Raw genomic sequence first — 15668 nt, 5'->3', positions numbered from 1 at the left:
GCGAATACTCGTACTGAACCTCAAGCAGACCGCGCGGGCAGGCCGCGCGATCGCACGACGCAACAGGAGGCACACGCGATGGAAACCGTTTCGGAAAATGCCAGCCATGGCGGCGTGCAGGGCGTCTACCGCCACCGTTCGGAGGCCTGCGCCTGTGACATGACCTTCGCCGTCTACCTGCCGCCCCAGGCGCAGCAGGGCCGTGTGCCGGTGGTCTGGTACCTCTCGGGCCTGACGTGCACGCATGAGAACGCGATGACCAAGGCCGCGCTGCAGGGCCATGCCGCGCTGCATGGCGTTGCCGTGATCTATCCCGACACCAGCCCGCGCGGCGAGGGCGTCGCGGATGACGACGCCTACGACCTCGGCCAGGGCGCAGGCTTCTATGTCAACGCGACCGAGGCGCCCTGGGCACCGCATTTCCGGATGTACGACTACGTCGTCGAGGAGCTGCCGGGACTGGTCGGCGCCAACTTCGCGATCGACATGGAGCGCCAGGGCGTCACCGGCCACTCGATGGGCGGTCATGGCGCACTGACGATCGCGATGCGCAACCCGGACCGGTTCCGCTCGGTTTCGGCCTTCGCGCCGATCGCGCATCCCAGCACCTCGGACTGGGGCCGCAAGCAGTTGGCCGCCTATCTGGGCGAGGATCGCGAGGGCTGGAAGGGGCACGATGCCTGCCTGCTGCTGGCCGAGCGCGGCTGGCACTCGGACCTGCTGATCGATCAGGGGGCCTCGGACCAGTTCATCGACCTGCTCAAGCCGGAATCGCTGGCCGCGGCGCTGGCCGCGACGCGCACGCCTTCGGTGTTCCGGATGCAGCCGGGCTACGACCACAGCTATTTCTTCGTCGAGACCTTCGGCGGCGATCATATCGCCTGGCACGCCGAGCGGTTGGGGGTATAAGCCGCGCCGCGCGCGCGGCCGCCGTTGCACGTGACCTTTGCCGTAACTGACCCGTGGAAGGGTGCGCGTCCGCGAATCAAGCCGGAGCGGACAAAATTCCGTGCTCCCGTTCCCGCCTGATGGAATGCGATCCGCCAAAGACCGCTGTTCGGCTTGACGAAAGCTGCCGTCCGGGAGCAGCATCCGAAACAAAAATAAACTTGCGTACCCGGAATCAGCAATTTCCAGTCTACACTGGTTCGCGTTTTCAGGTCCTGAAGCCGAACGCGCGTATTAGAGCGTCTCTGCCGTCGTCCGGCAGCGGGTTGGGACATCCGGATCCCGGGCGGCGGAGCCGCCTGCAAGAAGGTTAAAAGGGAGGAATGAAGATGAAGCGCATGCTGGCTTTCACAGCGGCGGTTGCGACGGCAATGGCGGGCCAAGCGCTCGCCAATGAGAGCGTGAAGTCCCTCACCAAGAATCCGAACGGCTGGGCCATACAGACGGGCGACTACGCGAACACGCGCTATTCGAACCTTGACCAGATCAATCGCGGCAATGTCGGCGACCTGCAGGTTGCCTGGACCTTCTCGACGGGCGTCCTGCGCGGCCACGAGGGCTCGCCCCTGGTGATCGGCGACACGATGTTCGTGCATACGCCCTTCCCCAACATCGTCTACGCGCTCGACCTGAACAACAACGGCGCGATCAAGTGGAAGTACGAGCCGAAGCAGGATCCGGACGTCATCCCCGTCATGTGTTGCGACACGGTCAACCGCGGCCTGGCCTATGCCGAGGGCAAGGTGTTCCTGCACCAGGCAGACACCACCGTGGTGGCGCTCAACGCCAACACCGGCGAGGTGGTGTGGTCCGCGGTGAACGGAGACCCGTCGAAGGGCGAAACCAACACCGCGACGGTCCTTCCCGTGAAGGACAAGATCATCGTCGGTATCTCGGGCGGCGAGTTCGGCGTCCGCGGCCATGTCACCGCCTACAACATAAACACCGGCGAGCAGGAATGGCGCGCCTATTCGATGGGCCCTGACAGCGACACGCTGATGGACCCGGAGAAGACCACCCATCTGGGCAAGCCGGTGGGCAAGGACTCGGGCACCGCGACTTGGGAAGGCGACCAGTGGCAGATCGGCGGCGGGACCACCTGGGGCTGGTACTCCTATGATCCCGATCTCGATCTCTTCTACTATGGCACCGGTAACCCATCGACCTGGAACCCGACGCAGCGCCCGGGCGACAACCGCTGGTCGATGACCATCTTCGCGCGCGACCCCGATGACGGGATGGCGAAGTGGGCCTACCAGATGACGCCCCATGACGAGTGGGACTTTGACGGCATCAACGAGATGATCCTCGTCGATCAGGAGATGGGCGGCGCGATGCGCAAGCTCCTCGTGCACTTCGACCGTAACGGGCTTGGCTACACGCTCGACCGCGAGAGCGGCGAGCTTCTGGTGGCCGAGAAGTATGACCCGGCGGTCAACTGGACGACCGGCGTCGACATGGACAAGAACTCGGCGAACTATGGCCGTCCGGCTGTCGTGGCGCAGTACTCGACCGAGCAGAATGGCGAGGACGTCAACACCACGGGCGTCTGCCCGGCGGCGCTTGGCTCGAAGGACCAGCAGCCGGCGGCCTTCTCGCCGCGGACCGGGCTGTTCTACGTGCCGACCAACCATGTCTGCATGGACTACGAGCCGTTCCGCGTGAGCTACACCGCTGGCCAGCCCTATGTCGGTGCGACGCTGTCGATGTATCCCGCGCCGAGCAGCCATGGCGGCATGGGCAACTTCATCGCCTGGGATGCAACGGAAGGCGAGATCGTCTGGTCGCTGCCCGAGAAGTTCTCGGTCTGGTCGGGCGCCCTGGCCACCGCGGGTGACGTGGTCTTCTACGGCACGCTCGAGGGCTTCCTCAAGGCCGTCGACGCGCGCTCGGGTCAGGAACTCTACAAGTTCAAGACCCCGTCGGGGATCATCGGCAACGTGATGACCTACAGCCACGACGGCAGGCAGTATGTCGCGGTGCTGTCGGGCATCGGCGGCTGGGCCGGCATCGGTCTCGCCGCGGGGCTCACCAACCCCAATGACGGGCTTGGCGCAGTCGGCGGCTATGCCGGTCTGAACAACTACACGGCGCTTGGTGGGCAGCTCACGGTCTTCGCGCTGCCGAACTGAGACGAGAAGCAAGGCGCGTAAAAGCGCCAGACAGGCAGGGCCCGGTGCCACGATGGTCTGATGACCGGCGCCGGGCCCGTTTTTGCCGGCATGCCGCAGGTTCGAACGGGCCGGAGCCCGGCGGGCCTGCGGCCGCCAGGAACCAAAGGAACGACAAGGCATGAACAACGTAACGCCCCGCGCGCTTGGGCTCGCGGTCTTCTGCGCCGCCGCGGTCGCGCTTGCCTCACCTGCACCGGCGCAGGACAACCTGACGGCCGTGAGCGAGGATGACGGCAAGTTCTTCACCGCCGACGATGTGCCGACCTTCAAGATCGAGGCCGACGGCACCGTCGACTGGTACACCTTCTCGGGCTTCCGCCGCTACCATGCCGAATGCCACGTCTGTCACGGCCCGGATGGCGAGGGGTCGACCTATGCGCCCGCACTGAAGAAGTCGGCGGTCGACATGGATTATTACGATTTCATCGATGTCGTAACGAATGGCCGCACGAAGGTCGGCGCCTCGCAGCAGTCGGTGATGCCGGCCTTCGGCACCAACCCGAACGTGATGTGCTACCTCGACGACATCTACATCTATCTCAAGGCCCATGGATCGGGCGCCATCCCGCGCGGGCGGCCGCCGAAGAAGGCCTCCAAGCCGGAGACGGCGCGGGAGTTCGAGAATGCCTGCATGGGCAACTGAGCGCCGGAGGGGCCGCGTCACGGGCGGCCTCGTCGCACTCGCGCTGCTCGCGGTGGCGCTCGCCGCGGGTGGCGCCCGCGCCCAAACGGCGGATCTGGTGTCCGCGACGCAACTGCGGGTTTGCTCGGACCCCGCCAATCTTCCCTTCTCGAACAAGGAGGGTGAGGGGTTCGAGAACCGGATCGCCGATCTGCTTGGCCGCGAACTGAGCCTGCCCGTCACCTATACGTGGTTTCCGCAGGCCACGGGCTTCATCCGCCGCACGCTCTATGACGGGCACTGCGACGTGGTGATCGGCTACGCGCAGGGCGACGAGATGGTGCTCAACACCAATCACTACTATACCTCGGCCTATGTGCTGCTGACGCGGCCCGATAGCGACCTCGCCGACGTGACCACGCTGGCGGACGCGCGGCTGCAGGGGCGGCGTATCGGCGTGATCGCGGGAACACCGCCGACCAGCCACATGAGCCGGCTGGGGCTGTTGGGGCATGCGAGGCCCTACGACCTGATGGTGGACCGCCGGTTCGACTCGCCCAACGAGGCCATGATCGCGGCGCTCCGGGCCGGCGAGATCGATGCGGCCGTCGCCTGGGGACCGATCGCCGGCTATCTCGCGGATCGCGCCGAGCCGGCCCTTGTCGTCACACCGCTGTTGCACGAGGAGGGCGCGCCTCGGCTCTTCTATCGCATCACCATGGGTGTGCGGCCGGGCGAGCTGGTCTGGAAGCGCAAGCTCAACAGCCTGATCCGCCGCAACCAGGCCGAGATCGATGCGATCCTGGCGGAGTACGGGGTCCCTCTGGTCGACGACATGGGCAAGGCGGTCAAGCAATGATCGCGGGGCCCGCGCGCGCCCTCGCGACGTGGCTCGCGATTGCCATGCTGGCGGCTGTGGCCCGTGCGGGCGACGTGGTGCCCGAACCCGAAGGCTATCGAGAGGACCAGTTCCGCGCGCCGGTGCCGGCGACACTCGAGGGCGGCACGGTGCTCGATACCGAGGCCGCCTTCGCGCTGTGGCGCGCGGGCGAGGCGGTGTTCATCGACGTGCTGCCGCGCGCGCCGAAGCCGGCGAACCTGCCCGCCGGCACGATCTGGCGCGACAAGCCGAGGATGTCGATCCCGGGCACGATCTGGTTGCCGAATGTCGGTTATGGCGGGCTCGCGCCAGAGACCGATACTTACTTCCGCGCCGGGCTCGATCGGGCGACCGGTGGGGACAAGGCCCGCCCGCTGGTGTTCTTCTGCCTCGCCGAGTGCTGGATGTCGTGGAACGCGGCCAAGCGCGCGATCCGCGAGTACGGGTATCGGGCCGTTTCCTGGTATCCCGACGGGACCGACGGCTGGGCCTTCGACGCGCATCCGCTGGAGGAGGTGGTCCCGGCCGAACCGTGACCACCCGCGGGGCGCCGCTATAGGGATCGGCTCAGACCAGCGCCCAGTTGCCGAGGACGTCGTCCTCCGATATGTCGGCCGTCGAGCCCAGGCCCGCGAACAGCACGGTGTCGATCCCGTCCGCGTCGTGGTCGTATACCACGCCCTCCGCGTTGACGAACAGCGACGAGGTGAAGTCGGAATAACTGGCAAGTTCGGTCACACCCGAGAAGTCGAGCAGGTCGGCCTCGCCGGGTGCGGCGAAGAGGTCGCCGATGAAGTCCGTGACCGTCACCGTGCCAAATCCCGTCTCGAACACGAAAAGATCCGAGCCCACGCCGCCGGTAAGGCTGTCGGTGCCGCCGCCGCCGTTCAGCGTGTCGCTGCCCCGCATGCCGATCAGCTGGTTGTCGCCGGCCGTGCCGATCAGCGTGTCGTCGCCGTCGCCCGCGACCACGTTCTCGATGGCCTCGGCGCCCGCGGCGATGAAGGTCCCCGCGCTCAGCGAGCTGGCCGTGCCGGCGGCAAGGTCGACCACGAGGTCATGGGTCATCGCTGCCATGTCGAGCCAATCGGTGCCCGAGGCATCGCTGATGACGTCGCGCGACAAGGTCGCGGCGAGCACGTCGAACACCTCGTCGGTGTAATGGTAGACATCGTCCGCGAGCGAGATGCCGTCGGCCCCGTCGATCGTGCCGTAGAAGGTGAAGGCGATGTCGCGCAGGGCGATGCCGTCGAGCTCCTGCCCGAAGTTGTCGACGTCGTAGGTCACGTCGCGCTCGGTCAGGGTCACCGTCCAGACACCGTTGGGGTCCTCGCCCTTGAAGGCATGGGCGCCGTAGGTCCAGGCCAGCACGTTGGTGGTGGGCGTGCCGAAGGCGGTGAACACCGGCATGTAGTCGGCGATGTCGGGCCGGGTCAGCGTCACCTCGGTGCCCGAGGGCGAGGTGATGGTCAGCTCGGCTTCCTGCAGCAGCATCGCCGCCAGCGTGATGCGGATGTCGACGGTGTCGAGTTCCATCGACGCGCCCGAGACGGTGAAGGTCGTGGTCATCGTCGAACCGTCGCCGCTGACCGAAAGCAGCGGCGACGTGGCCGGGTCGGCATTGGCGAAGCTGTGCGTGATCTCGCCCTCGTTCGCAGAGGTCTGCGCCGGCCCGAAGAGGTGCCAGACCTCGGCCATGCGCACCGCGTCATGCACGTTGATCGCGCCGAAGCCGTAGTCGTTCGAGTAATGCAGCCCGCCGCCGTTCCAGTTGTCGGCGCCGTTCCAGACTTTCGCGAAATACTCGATCCGCCGGGCTGCCGTGGTCTCGTAGGAGCCATTGTTGTCGAGGTCGACGGGCACGATCTCGATTGTCGTGTCGTCCACGCCCACGGGGCTGCCGATATGGCTGGCGGAGTACGCAAGAATGTCCTGCACGTCGCGCCAGCCAAGGTCCGGATTGGCTTCGAGCATCAGTCCCGCGACACCCGCCGCCGTGGGCGACGCGGACGACGTTCCGCCAAAGCCGCCGGGCCCCGAGGTGGACCAGTCACCCGAGACATAGCCGTTGAGCCCCTGGCGGTCGGTGGTCGGCACCCGCAGGTTGCCGATCGAGGTGTAGCCGCTGGACGGGGCCGAGATCAGCACGTTCGATCCGCGGTTCGAATAGAACGACACATCGCCATCGCTGTCGAAGGCGGCAACCGTGATCGAGTAGCGGCTGGCGTCGGAGACATTGCCGTTCGCATTGTCGGCCCAGTTGCCGGCAGACTTGAAGATCAGCGTGCCGAGGCCCCCGCGACCTGTTTCGACCGCCTTCTCGAAGCCCGCGACCGTGGCGGGGCCGACATTGCTGCCGACCACGCTGGGATCGTCGTCGAGGAAGATCGGCGCGCCGCCCCAGCTGTGGTTCACGATGTCGAACCGGAACTGCTGGTCGATTGCCTGGTAGAAGCCGTGGCCGGCGTCGGTGCCGGCGTCGTTCACGTAGGCCGGCCCGCTGAAGATGTTCACGCCGGTCAGGGTCGCGCCATACGCGATGCCAACCGTGCCCTCGCCATTCGCTTCGGCGGCGATGACGCCCGAGACGGCGGTGCCATGCACACCCGCGGTTGAAACCGCCGGATAGGCGTCGAGCGGCTCGCCGTTGATCAGGAGGTGCTTGTCCCAGTCGTAGTTGTCGTCGAGGTCGACATGGTCGTACTCGACCCCGTCGTCGAAGATGCCGTAGGAGACATTGGCGCCGCTGTAATCGGCCCAAACCGACTCGATGGCCGAGAAGTCGGTCCAGTCCGCCTGCACGCCACCCAGCGCCGCAAGGTGCCACATGTCGTCCAGGCTGGGCTCGTCCTGCGGCGGTGGCGGGGCCGGGTCGGCGACCGCGTCGACGCGCAGCAGGAAATTGTCGCGCGCGATATTGCCTGCCTCGTCCGAGGTTTCGGCGAAGAAGTAGTAGAGCTTGTCCGGCAGGGGCGCGTCGGGGGTGATCGACCAGTTGCCCGACGCATCCGCCGTGGTCGCGCCGTAGACGGTGGTGCCTTGACGCAAGGTCACGGTAGTGCCGGGTGCCGCGGTGCCGGTGAACTCGGGCGTCGTGTCGTCGGTCGTCGCGGCGTAATCGATCGGCAAGCCGCCTGCCAGCGCCTGCACGATCGTCACCGGATCAGGGGCGGTGGTGTCGATCTCGATCGCGAGGTTCGAGGTCGTGTCGTAGCTTTCCCAGATGATGATGCCGAACATCGCGTAGAGCGCGTTGACCGTCCCGATCCGTGCCTCGATCGAATGGACGCCATCCGCCAGCGAGGTGCCAATCTGGAGATCGACATAGCCCTGGTCGATGTCCGACTGCTCGAGGATGTGGATCAGCGTGTCCTCGGTCCCGTTGATGTAGAAGCCGAGATACTCGCCAGCCGCCACGCCCGCATCGAAGTAGACCCGCAGCACCGGGAGGGTCACGTTGGTGAGGTTGTCCGAGTCCGAAAGGCCGCTGTCGGAACCGGCCAGAAGGTCGAGCGTGGAGCCCCCCGCCGCGGCCGCGTCGAGGGTCGCGACCAGCGCGCCCGAGACCGAGGTGTTGCCCGATCCGTCGGAGACGGCCGCGCGCACCGATTTCGCACCCGGCGCGCCAAGGTCGACCCCGCTGAAGGTGACCGCGCCGTTGGCGATGTCGGTTGCGTCGACGACATGGCTTGCGACATCGCTGCCGTCGATCTGCAGGGTGACGGTATCCCCCGCCTCGACGCCCGAGATCAGCGCCACCGAGAACGAGGCGATGGCCGTGCCGGTGATGTCGTCGCCATCCGAGGTGCCCGTGTCGCTGATGGCGAGCAGGTCCGGCGTGCCCACCAGCGGGACGGTCTGGTCCGGATCGGTCGGTGGCTCGGCCTCGTCCACGCCGTTGATCGTGACCGTGAGCATATGCGTGGCGCTGCCGTCGGCCGAGGTGACCTCGAAGCTGTCGGTCAGCGGCGCGTCGCCCGCGTCCAGCGCCTGCACGGCCGCGTTGGCGTTGTTCAGCGCGTAGCTCCAGGTTCCGTCCGCCGCGACGGTGAAGCTGCCATAGCTCCCGGCCACATCGCTAACCGCCTGAAGCGCCGCCTCGCCGTCATCGCTGTCCGAGACAGAGAGCACGCCGCCGGTATTCAGGCTCGTGTCCTCGGTGACGCTGCCGCTGTCGGTCCCGCTGATCACCGCGACATCGTTCGTGCCGGTGACGGTAAAGGCGACCTCCCGGGTGGTTCCATCGTCCGAGGTGACGGTGAACCGGTCGACATGGGTCGCACCGTCGGCGAGATGCTGCACCGCCGCGTTCGCGACCGAGTAGGTGTAGCTGCCATCGGCTGCCAACACGAGCGTGCCGAGCGGGGCACCAACGGGCGCGACAGTGGTGGAGAACGTGTCCTCGCCGGTGTCCGCATCCGAGATCGCCAGCACGCCTGTCGCGGTCAGCGTGCTCGCAGTCTCGTCCTCGGTGACCGCGTCGTCGTTACCCGGATCGCCGGGCGACCCGATCACGGCCGCGTCGTTCGCGCCGGTCAGGGTGACCGTCACCGTCTCGGTCGCCGTGCCGCCATTGCGGTCGTCGATGGTGACGTCGTAGCGCTGGGTGAGGGTCTGCCCCTCGGGCAGCGATTCCAGCAACGCGTCATCGATCTCGAAGCTCCAGCCCCAGGTTCCCCCCAGGGGTGTTGACGCGAGGCTGAAGGTCCCGAGATAGCCGGGTTCCTGGCCGACGAAGCTCGCGCCATGGGTGGCGTTCCCATCGGCGTCGTCGAAGGCAATCGCCCCGGAGGTCGCGAGTGTCGCGGTTCCTTCGTCGACGGCGCCGTCGGCGCGCTCGGATACGCCGCCGGCCAGGGTCGAACTCGCGACCGAGATCGTCGGTGCGTCATTCGTGCCGTCGAGGGTCACGGTCACATCGACGCTGACGGTCGAGCCGTTGTTGTCGGTGATCTCGACCGTGTAGACTTCGGTGATCTGCTCGCCTGCGCCGAGGAACCGCAGGGCATCGGCAGTGACCTCGTAGTCCCAGATCACGACACCGCCCGCGCCGGTCGTGTCGTTCGTCTGGGACGTCACCGAGGCGCTGAGGCTGCCGAGCTGGTCGGAATGCGTGGTCGAGGAGAAGACCGCCGAGGCGCTGTGGACATTCCCCAGATCACTGTCCGAGAACGCGATTGCGCCGGTGTCGGTGATGCTGTCCGAATCCTGTGCCGCCGGATCATCGACCACGCCGCCCGCATCGTCGGCGGTATCGATGACGACAGGCGCGTTCGACGACGGCGCGGCAATGGTGAAGAACTTGGCGATGGCGTCCTTGATCTGGACCTTGCCCGAACGGGGATGGATCGTGGTGTACTGGGCGCCGATCTCGACGACGCCGCTCGGCAAGTCGGCGCCGGTGTATTCGAGCGTCCAGTTGCCCGAACTGTCGAGCGTGAATCGCCAGTCGCTATCAACACTTTGAAAGCTGCCGCCGTCATCCTCGGCGGCGCTGGCCTCGTCCGTAAGGGTTGTCGACGGATCCGCGTCGCCGAACTCGACTTCGTCAACCGTCCCGTCGCTGAGGGAGACGAGGAAAATGACCGTATCGACCGAGTCGGCAAGCGTCCCGTCGACCGTGAAACCGGTAGTGAGTGATGTGATCTCGTCGTCCGGCGCGCCGCCGATCTCATCGCTCTCGTCGCTGAGTCCGATGATCTCAAATTCAACAGTTTTCGTCGGCTTCGGCATTGCCGTTCCCCCCGCAGCCCGCAAGCTCGACGAGAATCGGCCGGAACAAACATGCCTCGAACAAAGACGCTGAGGTCTCACACGTTTCTCAGTTGGCTCTAGTGTGCTGTTCTTTGCCGGTTTGTGTCAAGTTAAGCGGGGGAATCGTTCGTTTTTCCTGATTTGAGATGGATACTTCTCCGCATGCGAGCAGCCTCGGTCATGGCGTGGTACGCGTCGCGGCGTCCGGGCCTGCCTCGCGCCGCGCTGGTCCCGAAGAATCGCTTCACCCGCGGGGGCGGGGCGTGTTGCCAACGCATCGCCTGCCGGGCATGCTGCGGACGCGAGAAGCCGTCGGCGGACGGGCGGCCCGCGCTGGGCGCGGCCCTGCGCCCGCGGCCAGCCGCCGGGCGGGGCGAGGGAGCGCGATCCAATGACCATGCGGATTTCTGTCTTCGGCAGTTGCCAATCCGACGTGCTTGCCCGTGCGCTGGAGGTGATGCTCGGGGGTGCCGAGGCGGAAGCCTGCATGCCGCAGCGCCTGGGACGGCTCGACGCCGAGGGCGTGTCGCGCCTGCTTGATGCGGATCTCGTTCTCGCGGCGCGCAATTTCGAGTTTCCCGCGCAAGCGAGGCCGGACCCCTCGCGCGTCGTCACCTACCCGACGGTGTTCTTCCGGGGCTTCCATCCCGACATGGCGCATCTGATCAAGGGCGGCGAGCAGCTCTCGACGGCGTTCGGTCCCTATCATTCCGCCATTGCCTACGCCGCTCACCGCCTGGGCTATTCCCGGGACGAGGCGGTCGATCTCTACTGTGACGCCGTGTTCGAGAAGCTGGGCTACTACGCGAAGTTCGATGAGGCCCGGCAGCAGCTTGCGGATGACAGCCGGCGCTGCGACCTGCCGCTCGAGGGCGAGGTCGATGGCTGGCTGCGCGGCGGCTGCTTCATGCACACCTACAACCACCCGAAATTCCGGGTGATCGGAACGGTTGCACGGCTCCTGCTCGACAAGCTCGGGATCGAACCCCGGATCGAGACCCCCGAGGACTTTGCCGAGGATCCGCTGCTGAACGGCGCGGTCTGGTCCGTCTATCCCGGGATCGCCGAGCGGCTGGGCCTGGCCGGTGCCTTCGCCTTTCGCGGACCCAAGCGCATGGGCGCGCGGTTCGGCGGGCTCGAGGATCTCGTCGCCGCGAGCTACGAGCTCTACGATCAGCCGAAGGCGCGCGACGCGACCCCGGTGGGTGTCGACCTCGAGGCCTGCGAGGCGGCCTTTGCCGCGTCGGGCGTGCGGGGAAAGGCGGGGCACGGCAAGAAATCCGCGGGACGCGGGACGCGGGTGCGCAATCCCTATGTCGGGTTGCCGCCGCACCAGTTCTGGCGCAAGGCAGTGAGCGAGCCACCGCTCGACGCGATCGACCCGGTCGTCGACGCGCCCTTCACCATCGCCCGCACCGACCGGCTGGGCAGCGCGGGCAGCTGCTTTGCGCAGCACATCGCGCGCACCCTGCAGCGTAGCGGCTACAACTACTTCGTGCCCGAGGCGGCGCCCGAAGGGATCACGGACGCCGAGGCCGCGCAAAAGAACTACGGCGTGTTCTCGGCCAGATACGGCAACATCTACACCGCGCGACAGCTGGTTCAGCTGTTCGACCGCGCGCATGGGCGCTTCGACCCGGCGGACCGGGCTTGGCTGAGGCCGGACGGGCGCTATGCCGACCCCTTCAGGCCGCAGATCGAGCCCGACGGCTTCGCCACCGAGGACGCGGTGGAAGAGGCGCGCGCGGCCCATCTCGCCGCCGTGCGCACGCTCTTCGCCGATGTCGACGTCTTCGTCTTTACCCTCGGGCTGACCGAGGCGTGGGAGGCGACGGCCGACGGCGCGGTCTTCCCGCTGGCGCCCGGCGTCGCGGCGGGGGCGCCGGATCCGGCGCGCTATCGTTTCGTCAACTTCACCGCCGCCGAGGTCGAGGCCGACATGCTGGGCTTCCTCGACCGCCTGCGCGAGGTGAACCCGTCATCGCGCGCGGTGATCACCGTCTCGCCCGTGCCGCTGGTTGCGACCTACGAGCCGCGCAGCGTCATCACCTCGACCTGCTACAGCAAGTCGGCGCTGCGCGTGGCCGCCGAGCAGATCTGCCGCGCCCGGCCGGGCATCGCCTATTACCCGTCCTACGAACTGATTACCGGCCAGTTCACCCGCGGGGCCTATTTCGAGGATGATCTGCGCAACGTGACACCGGATGGCGTCGCGCATGCGATGCGCCTGTTCGTGCAGTATTACGGCGAGCCCGAGCAGCCCGCGGAAGACGCCGAGCCGCCGGTCGACCCGCTGTTCAAGGTGATCTGCGACGAGGAGCGCCTCGACAGCGACGCCTGACCGGCGTCCACGGCCTCACTCGACGCCCAACTTTGCCTTGACCAGTGCCTGCACTGCCTGCGGGTTGGCCTTGCCGCCGGTGGCCTTCATGACCTGGCCCACGAACCAGCCTGCCATCGACGGCTTGGCCCGCGCCTGCTCGGCCTTGTCGGCATTGGCGGCGATGACCTCGTCGACCGCGGCCTCGATCGCGCCGGTGTCGGTGACCTGGCGCATGCCGCGCGCCTCGACGATCCCGGCGGGGTCGCCGCCCTCGGTGTAGACGATCTCGAACAGGTCCTTGGCGATCTTGCCCGAGATGTCGCCCGATCCGATCAGGTCGATGATGCTGCCCAGCTGCGCGGCCGAGACGGGGCTCTCCGAGATCCTGAGCCCTTCCTTGTTCAGCCGGCCGAACAGTTCGTTGATCACCCAGTTCGCCGCCTGCTTGCCGTCGCGGCCCCGGGCGACCTCCTCGAAAAAGTCGGCGTTCGCGCGCTCGGCCACCAGCACCGAGGCATCGTATTCCGTGATCCCGTAGGCACCGACCAGCCGGGCCTTCTTGTCGTCCGGCAGTTCGGGCAGGCTGTCGGCCACGCGGTCGACCAGCGCCTGCTCGATCTCGAGCGGCAGCAGGTCGGGGTCGGGGAAGTAGCGGTAGTCGTGCGCCTCCTCCTTCGAGCGCATCGAGCGCGTCTCGCCCTTGTTCGGGTCGTAGAGCCGCGTCTCCTGCACGACGGTGCCGCCATCCTCGAGGTTGGCGATCTGGCGGCGCGCCTCGTAGTCGATGGCCTGCTGGATGAAGCGCATCGAGTTCATGTTCTTGATCTCGCAGCGCGTACCGAACTCGGTCGATCCCACGGGCCGGACCGAGACGTTGACGTCGGCGCGCAGGCTGCCTTCCTGCATGTTGCCGTCGCAGGTGCCCAGATAGCGCATGATCTGCCTGAGCTTGCGGACGTATTCCGCCGCCTCCTCGGGCCCGCGGATGTCGGGCATCGAGACGATCTCCATCAGCGCGCAGCCGGTGCGGTTGAGATCGACGAAGGACATCTCGGGGTCCATGTCGTGCACCGACTTGCCGGCGTCCTGCTCGAGATGGATGCGTTCGATCCGCACCTTGCGCGCGACGCCGGGCGCGAGGTCGACCAGCACCTCGCCCTCGCCCACCACGGGATGCTTGTACTGGCTGATCTGGTAGCCCTGCGGCAGGTCCGGGTAGAAGTAGTTCTTGCGGTCGAAGACCGAGCGCAGGTTGATCTGCGCCTTCAGCCCCAGCCCGGTGCGCACCGCCTGCTCGACGCAGAAGGCGTTGATCACGGGCAGCATGCCGGGCATGGCGGCGTCCACCAGGCTAACATTGCTGTTGGGCTCGGCCCCGAATTCGGTCGAGGCGCCCGAGAACAGCTTGGACTTCGCCTGCACCTGGGCATGGACCTCCATGCCGATCACGATCTCCCAGTCGCCCTTGACGCCTGCGATGATCTTCGGCTCGGGCTCGCGGTAGGAAAGCTCGGTCATGGATGTCCTCGGCGCGCGCAGATGCGATGGAATGCGCGAGCGTTTTAGGGCGCGCTGGCGCCAATCGCAAGGGAGGGCGGGGCGCGCCGCGCGCCGCAAGAATCGGGCTGCGCGGGTGCGCGCCTCGCCCTAGGGTCATCCGCGCCGCGCGATCGGGCGTGGCGGTCGAAGCGAGGGTCGGGCGTGACGGGCATCGGACGGCGAGAATGGTTGCTTCTGGGGGCGCTTTCCATCCTCTGGGGCGGCTCGTTCCTGTTTGTCGGGATCGCGGTCAAGACGCTGCCGCCTCTCACGGTTGTCGCCGCGCGCGTCGCGCTGGCGGCGGCGGCGCTGTGGCTCTTCATCCTCGCGGGGCGGCGCGCGGTGCCGAAGAGCGGCGCGGTCTGGGCCTCGTTCCTCGGCATGGGGCTTCTGAACAACGCCATCCCCTTCAGCCTGATCGCCTTTGGCCAGACGCAGATCGCGGGCGGGCTCGCCTCGATCCTCAACGCGATGACGCCGATCTTCACGGTGCTGGTCGCGAACGCGCTGACCGCGGACGAGCGGCTTACGCCCTTGCGTGCCGCGGGCGTCGCGCTGGGCTTCGCGGGCGTCGTGGTGATGGTCGGGTGGGAGGCGCTGGGCGGCATCGGCGGGGCGACGATGGGCCAGCTCGCGATCCTGGGCGCGGCGCTTTCCTATGGATTGGCCAGCGTCTTCGGGCGGCGTTTCCGACGGCTCGGCGTCGATCCGGTGGCGACCGCGGCGGGGCAGGTCACGGCGTCCTCGGCGATCCTTCTGCCGCTGGCGCTGCTGATCGACCGGCCCTGGGCGCTGCCCGCCCCCGATGCCGGGACGATCGCTGCGGTGGTCGCGCTGGGGCTTCTGTCGACGGCGCTGGCCTATGTGCTGTTCTTCCGCGTGCTGGCGGCGGCGGGCGCGACGGCGATCTCGCTGGTGACCTTCCTGATTCCGCCCTCGGCGATCGTGCTTGGCTGGCTGGTGCTGGGCGAGCGCCTCGCGCCGCAGCATTTCGCCGGTCTCGGGCTGATCCTCGCGGGCCTCGCGGCGATCGACGGGCGGCTCGCGCGCCTGGCGGCCGGCCGCCGGGCAGCCTGAGCCGCAGCACGGCATTGCCGCACCCGAGCCTTGGCGCTATGCAGTCCGCACGGCCCCGTAGCTCAACTGGATAGAGCACCGGACTTCTAATCCGACGGCTGCAGGTTCGAGTCCTGCCGGGGTCGCCATCTTCCAAAAATATATTATTTATCAATTAGTTATGTGTCGAAAAAGATGGAACGCAGAACCTGGGACTCCCGACTTTCAGGCGGAAACTCGTACCGAGGTGTGCAGGGCCCTCATCGCGCTGCGTGCAAGCCGGCCTCGCGATCGGGGCGAGTCTCTGCCCTTCGGCGGCATGCACGTCGCGACCGTCTCGGTCCCGGCCCTGCACTTCCCCGGCCAGTGGTT

General features: G+C 67.2%; 9 protein-coding genes and 1 tRNA gene. 8 read left to right on the top strand and 2 right to left on the bottom strand.

Features of this window, described 5'->3' with window-relative positions:
- Nucleotides 1–78: 78 nt before the first annotated feature.
- The 5 genes from fghA (at nt 79) to H0I76_RS16800 (ending at nt 5160) form a co-directional block, all read left to right on the top strand.
- Nucleotides 79–909 carry an S-formylglutathione hydrolase gene (gene fghA / locus H0I76_RS16820; RefSeq protein WP_200612603.1) on the top strand — a complete coding sequence of 277 codons (831 nt, stop codon included), beginning with the start codon at nt 79–81 and terminating at the stop codon, nt 907–909.
- A 368-nt stretch (nt 910–1277) separates the two neighbouring features.
- Nucleotides 1278–3080: a methanol/ethanol family PQQ-dependent dehydrogenase gene (locus tag H0I76_RS16815; RefSeq protein WP_325166473.1), complete on the top strand. Its 1803-nt coding sequence runs from the start codon at nt 1278–1280 to the stop codon at nt 3078–3080.
- Nucleotides 3081–3240: 160 nt separating this feature from the next.
- On the top strand, nt 3241–3765 hold the full coding sequence (locus H0I76_RS16810; protein WP_200612597.1) for a c-type cytochrome, methanol metabolism-related: 525 nt from the start codon (nt 3241–3243) through the stop codon (nt 3763–3765).
- Complete coding sequence (locus H0I76_RS16805) at nt 3746–4603, top strand: substrate-binding domain-containing protein (protein ID WP_200612554.1); 858 nt, start codon at nt 3746–3748, stop codon at nt 4601–4603. The genes H0I76_RS16810 and H0I76_RS16805 overlap by 20 nt, the downstream gene beginning before the upstream one ends.
- Nucleotides 4600–5160: a PQQ-dependent catabolism-associated CXXCW motif protein gene (locus H0I76_RS16800; protein WP_200612552.1), complete on the top strand. Its 561-nt coding sequence runs from the start codon at nt 4600–4602 to the stop codon at nt 5158–5160. Before H0I76_RS16805 ends, H0I76_RS16800 begins: the two co-directional genes overlap by 4 nt.
- A gap of 31 nt (nt 5161–5191) precedes the next feature.
- Here the strand turns inward: H0I76_RS16800 and H0I76_RS16795 are convergent, their stop codons facing one another.
- Entirely contained in the window at nt 5192–10357 is a 5166-nt protein-coding gene (locus H0I76_RS16795; RefSeq protein ID WP_200612550.1) for a VCBS domain-containing protein, read from the bottom strand.
- 412 nt (nt 10358–10769) lie between these two features.
- On the opposite strand from H0I76_RS16795, the gene H0I76_RS16790 reads away from it, so the two are divergent.
- Nucleotides 10770–12719 (top strand): GSCFA domain-containing protein, encoded by a 1950-nt coding sequence (locus H0I76_RS16790; RefSeq protein ID WP_200612548.1) that lies wholly within the window; start codon nt 10770–10772, stop codon nt 12717–12719.
- Nucleotides 12720–12734: 15 nt separating this feature from the next.
- Here H0I76_RS16790 and gatB read toward each other — a convergent pair whose 3' ends face one another.
- Nucleotides 12735–14219: an Asp-tRNA(Asn)/Glu-tRNA(Gln) amidotransferase subunit GatB gene (gene gatB / locus H0I76_RS16785; RefSeq protein ID WP_200612546.1), complete on the bottom strand. Its 1485-nt coding sequence runs from the start codon at nt 14217–14219 to the stop codon at nt 12735–12737.
- A gap of 183 nt (nt 14220–14402) precedes the next feature.
- On the opposite strand from gatB, the gene H0I76_RS16780 reads away from it, so the two are divergent.
- Both H0I76_RS16780 and H0I76_RS16775 read left to right on the top strand, forming a co-directional pair.
- Nucleotides 14403–15317: a DMT family transporter gene (locus tag H0I76_RS16780; RefSeq protein WP_200612543.1), complete on the top strand. Its 915-nt coding sequence runs from the start codon at nt 14403–14405 to the stop codon at nt 15315–15317.
- A gap of 51 nt (nt 15318–15368) precedes the next feature.
- Nucleotides 15369–15445, top strand: a tRNA-Arg gene (locus H0I76_RS16775).
- The last annotated feature ends 223 nt before the right edge of the window (nt 15446–15668 follow it).

The sequence above is a fragment of the Thermohalobaculum xanthum genome (genome assembly GCF_016623495.1).
Classification (GTDB): domain Bacteria; phylum Pseudomonadota; class Alphaproteobacteria; order Rhodobacterales; family Rhodobacteraceae; genus Thermohalobaculum; species Thermohalobaculum xanthum.
This window is presented reverse-complemented; position numbering and strand designations above follow the sequence as displayed.

Coding starts and splice junctions, on each gene's coding strand:
- fghA (WP_200612603.1), top strand. CDS start 79: ATGGAAACCGTTTCGGAAAATGCCAGCCATGGCGGCGTGCAGGGCGTC.
- H0I76_RS16815 (WP_325166473.1), top strand. CDS start 1,278: ATGAAGCGCATGCTGGCTTTCACAGCGGCGGTTGCGACGGCAATGGCG.
- H0I76_RS16810 (WP_200612597.1), top strand. CDS start 3,241: ATGAACAACGTAACGCCCCGCGCGCTTGGGCTCGCGGTCTTCTGCGCC.
- H0I76_RS16805 (WP_200612554.1), top strand. CDS start 3,746: ATGCCTGCATGGGCAACTGAGCGCCGGAGGGGCCGCGTCACGGGCGGC.
- H0I76_RS16800 (WP_200612552.1), top strand. CDS start 4,600: ATGATCGCGGGGCCCGCGCGCGCCCTCGCGACGTGGCTCGCGATTGCC.
- H0I76_RS16795 (WP_200612550.1), bottom strand. CDS start 10,357: ATGCCGAAGCCGACGAAAACTGTTGAATTTGAGATCATCGGACTCAGC.
- H0I76_RS16790 (WP_200612548.1), top strand. CDS start 10,770: ATGACCATGCGGATTTCTGTCTTCGGCAGTTGCCAATCCGACGTGCTT.
- gatB (WP_200612546.1), bottom strand. CDS start 14,219: ATGACCGAGCTTTCCTACCGCGAGCCCGAGCCGAAGATCATCGCAGGC.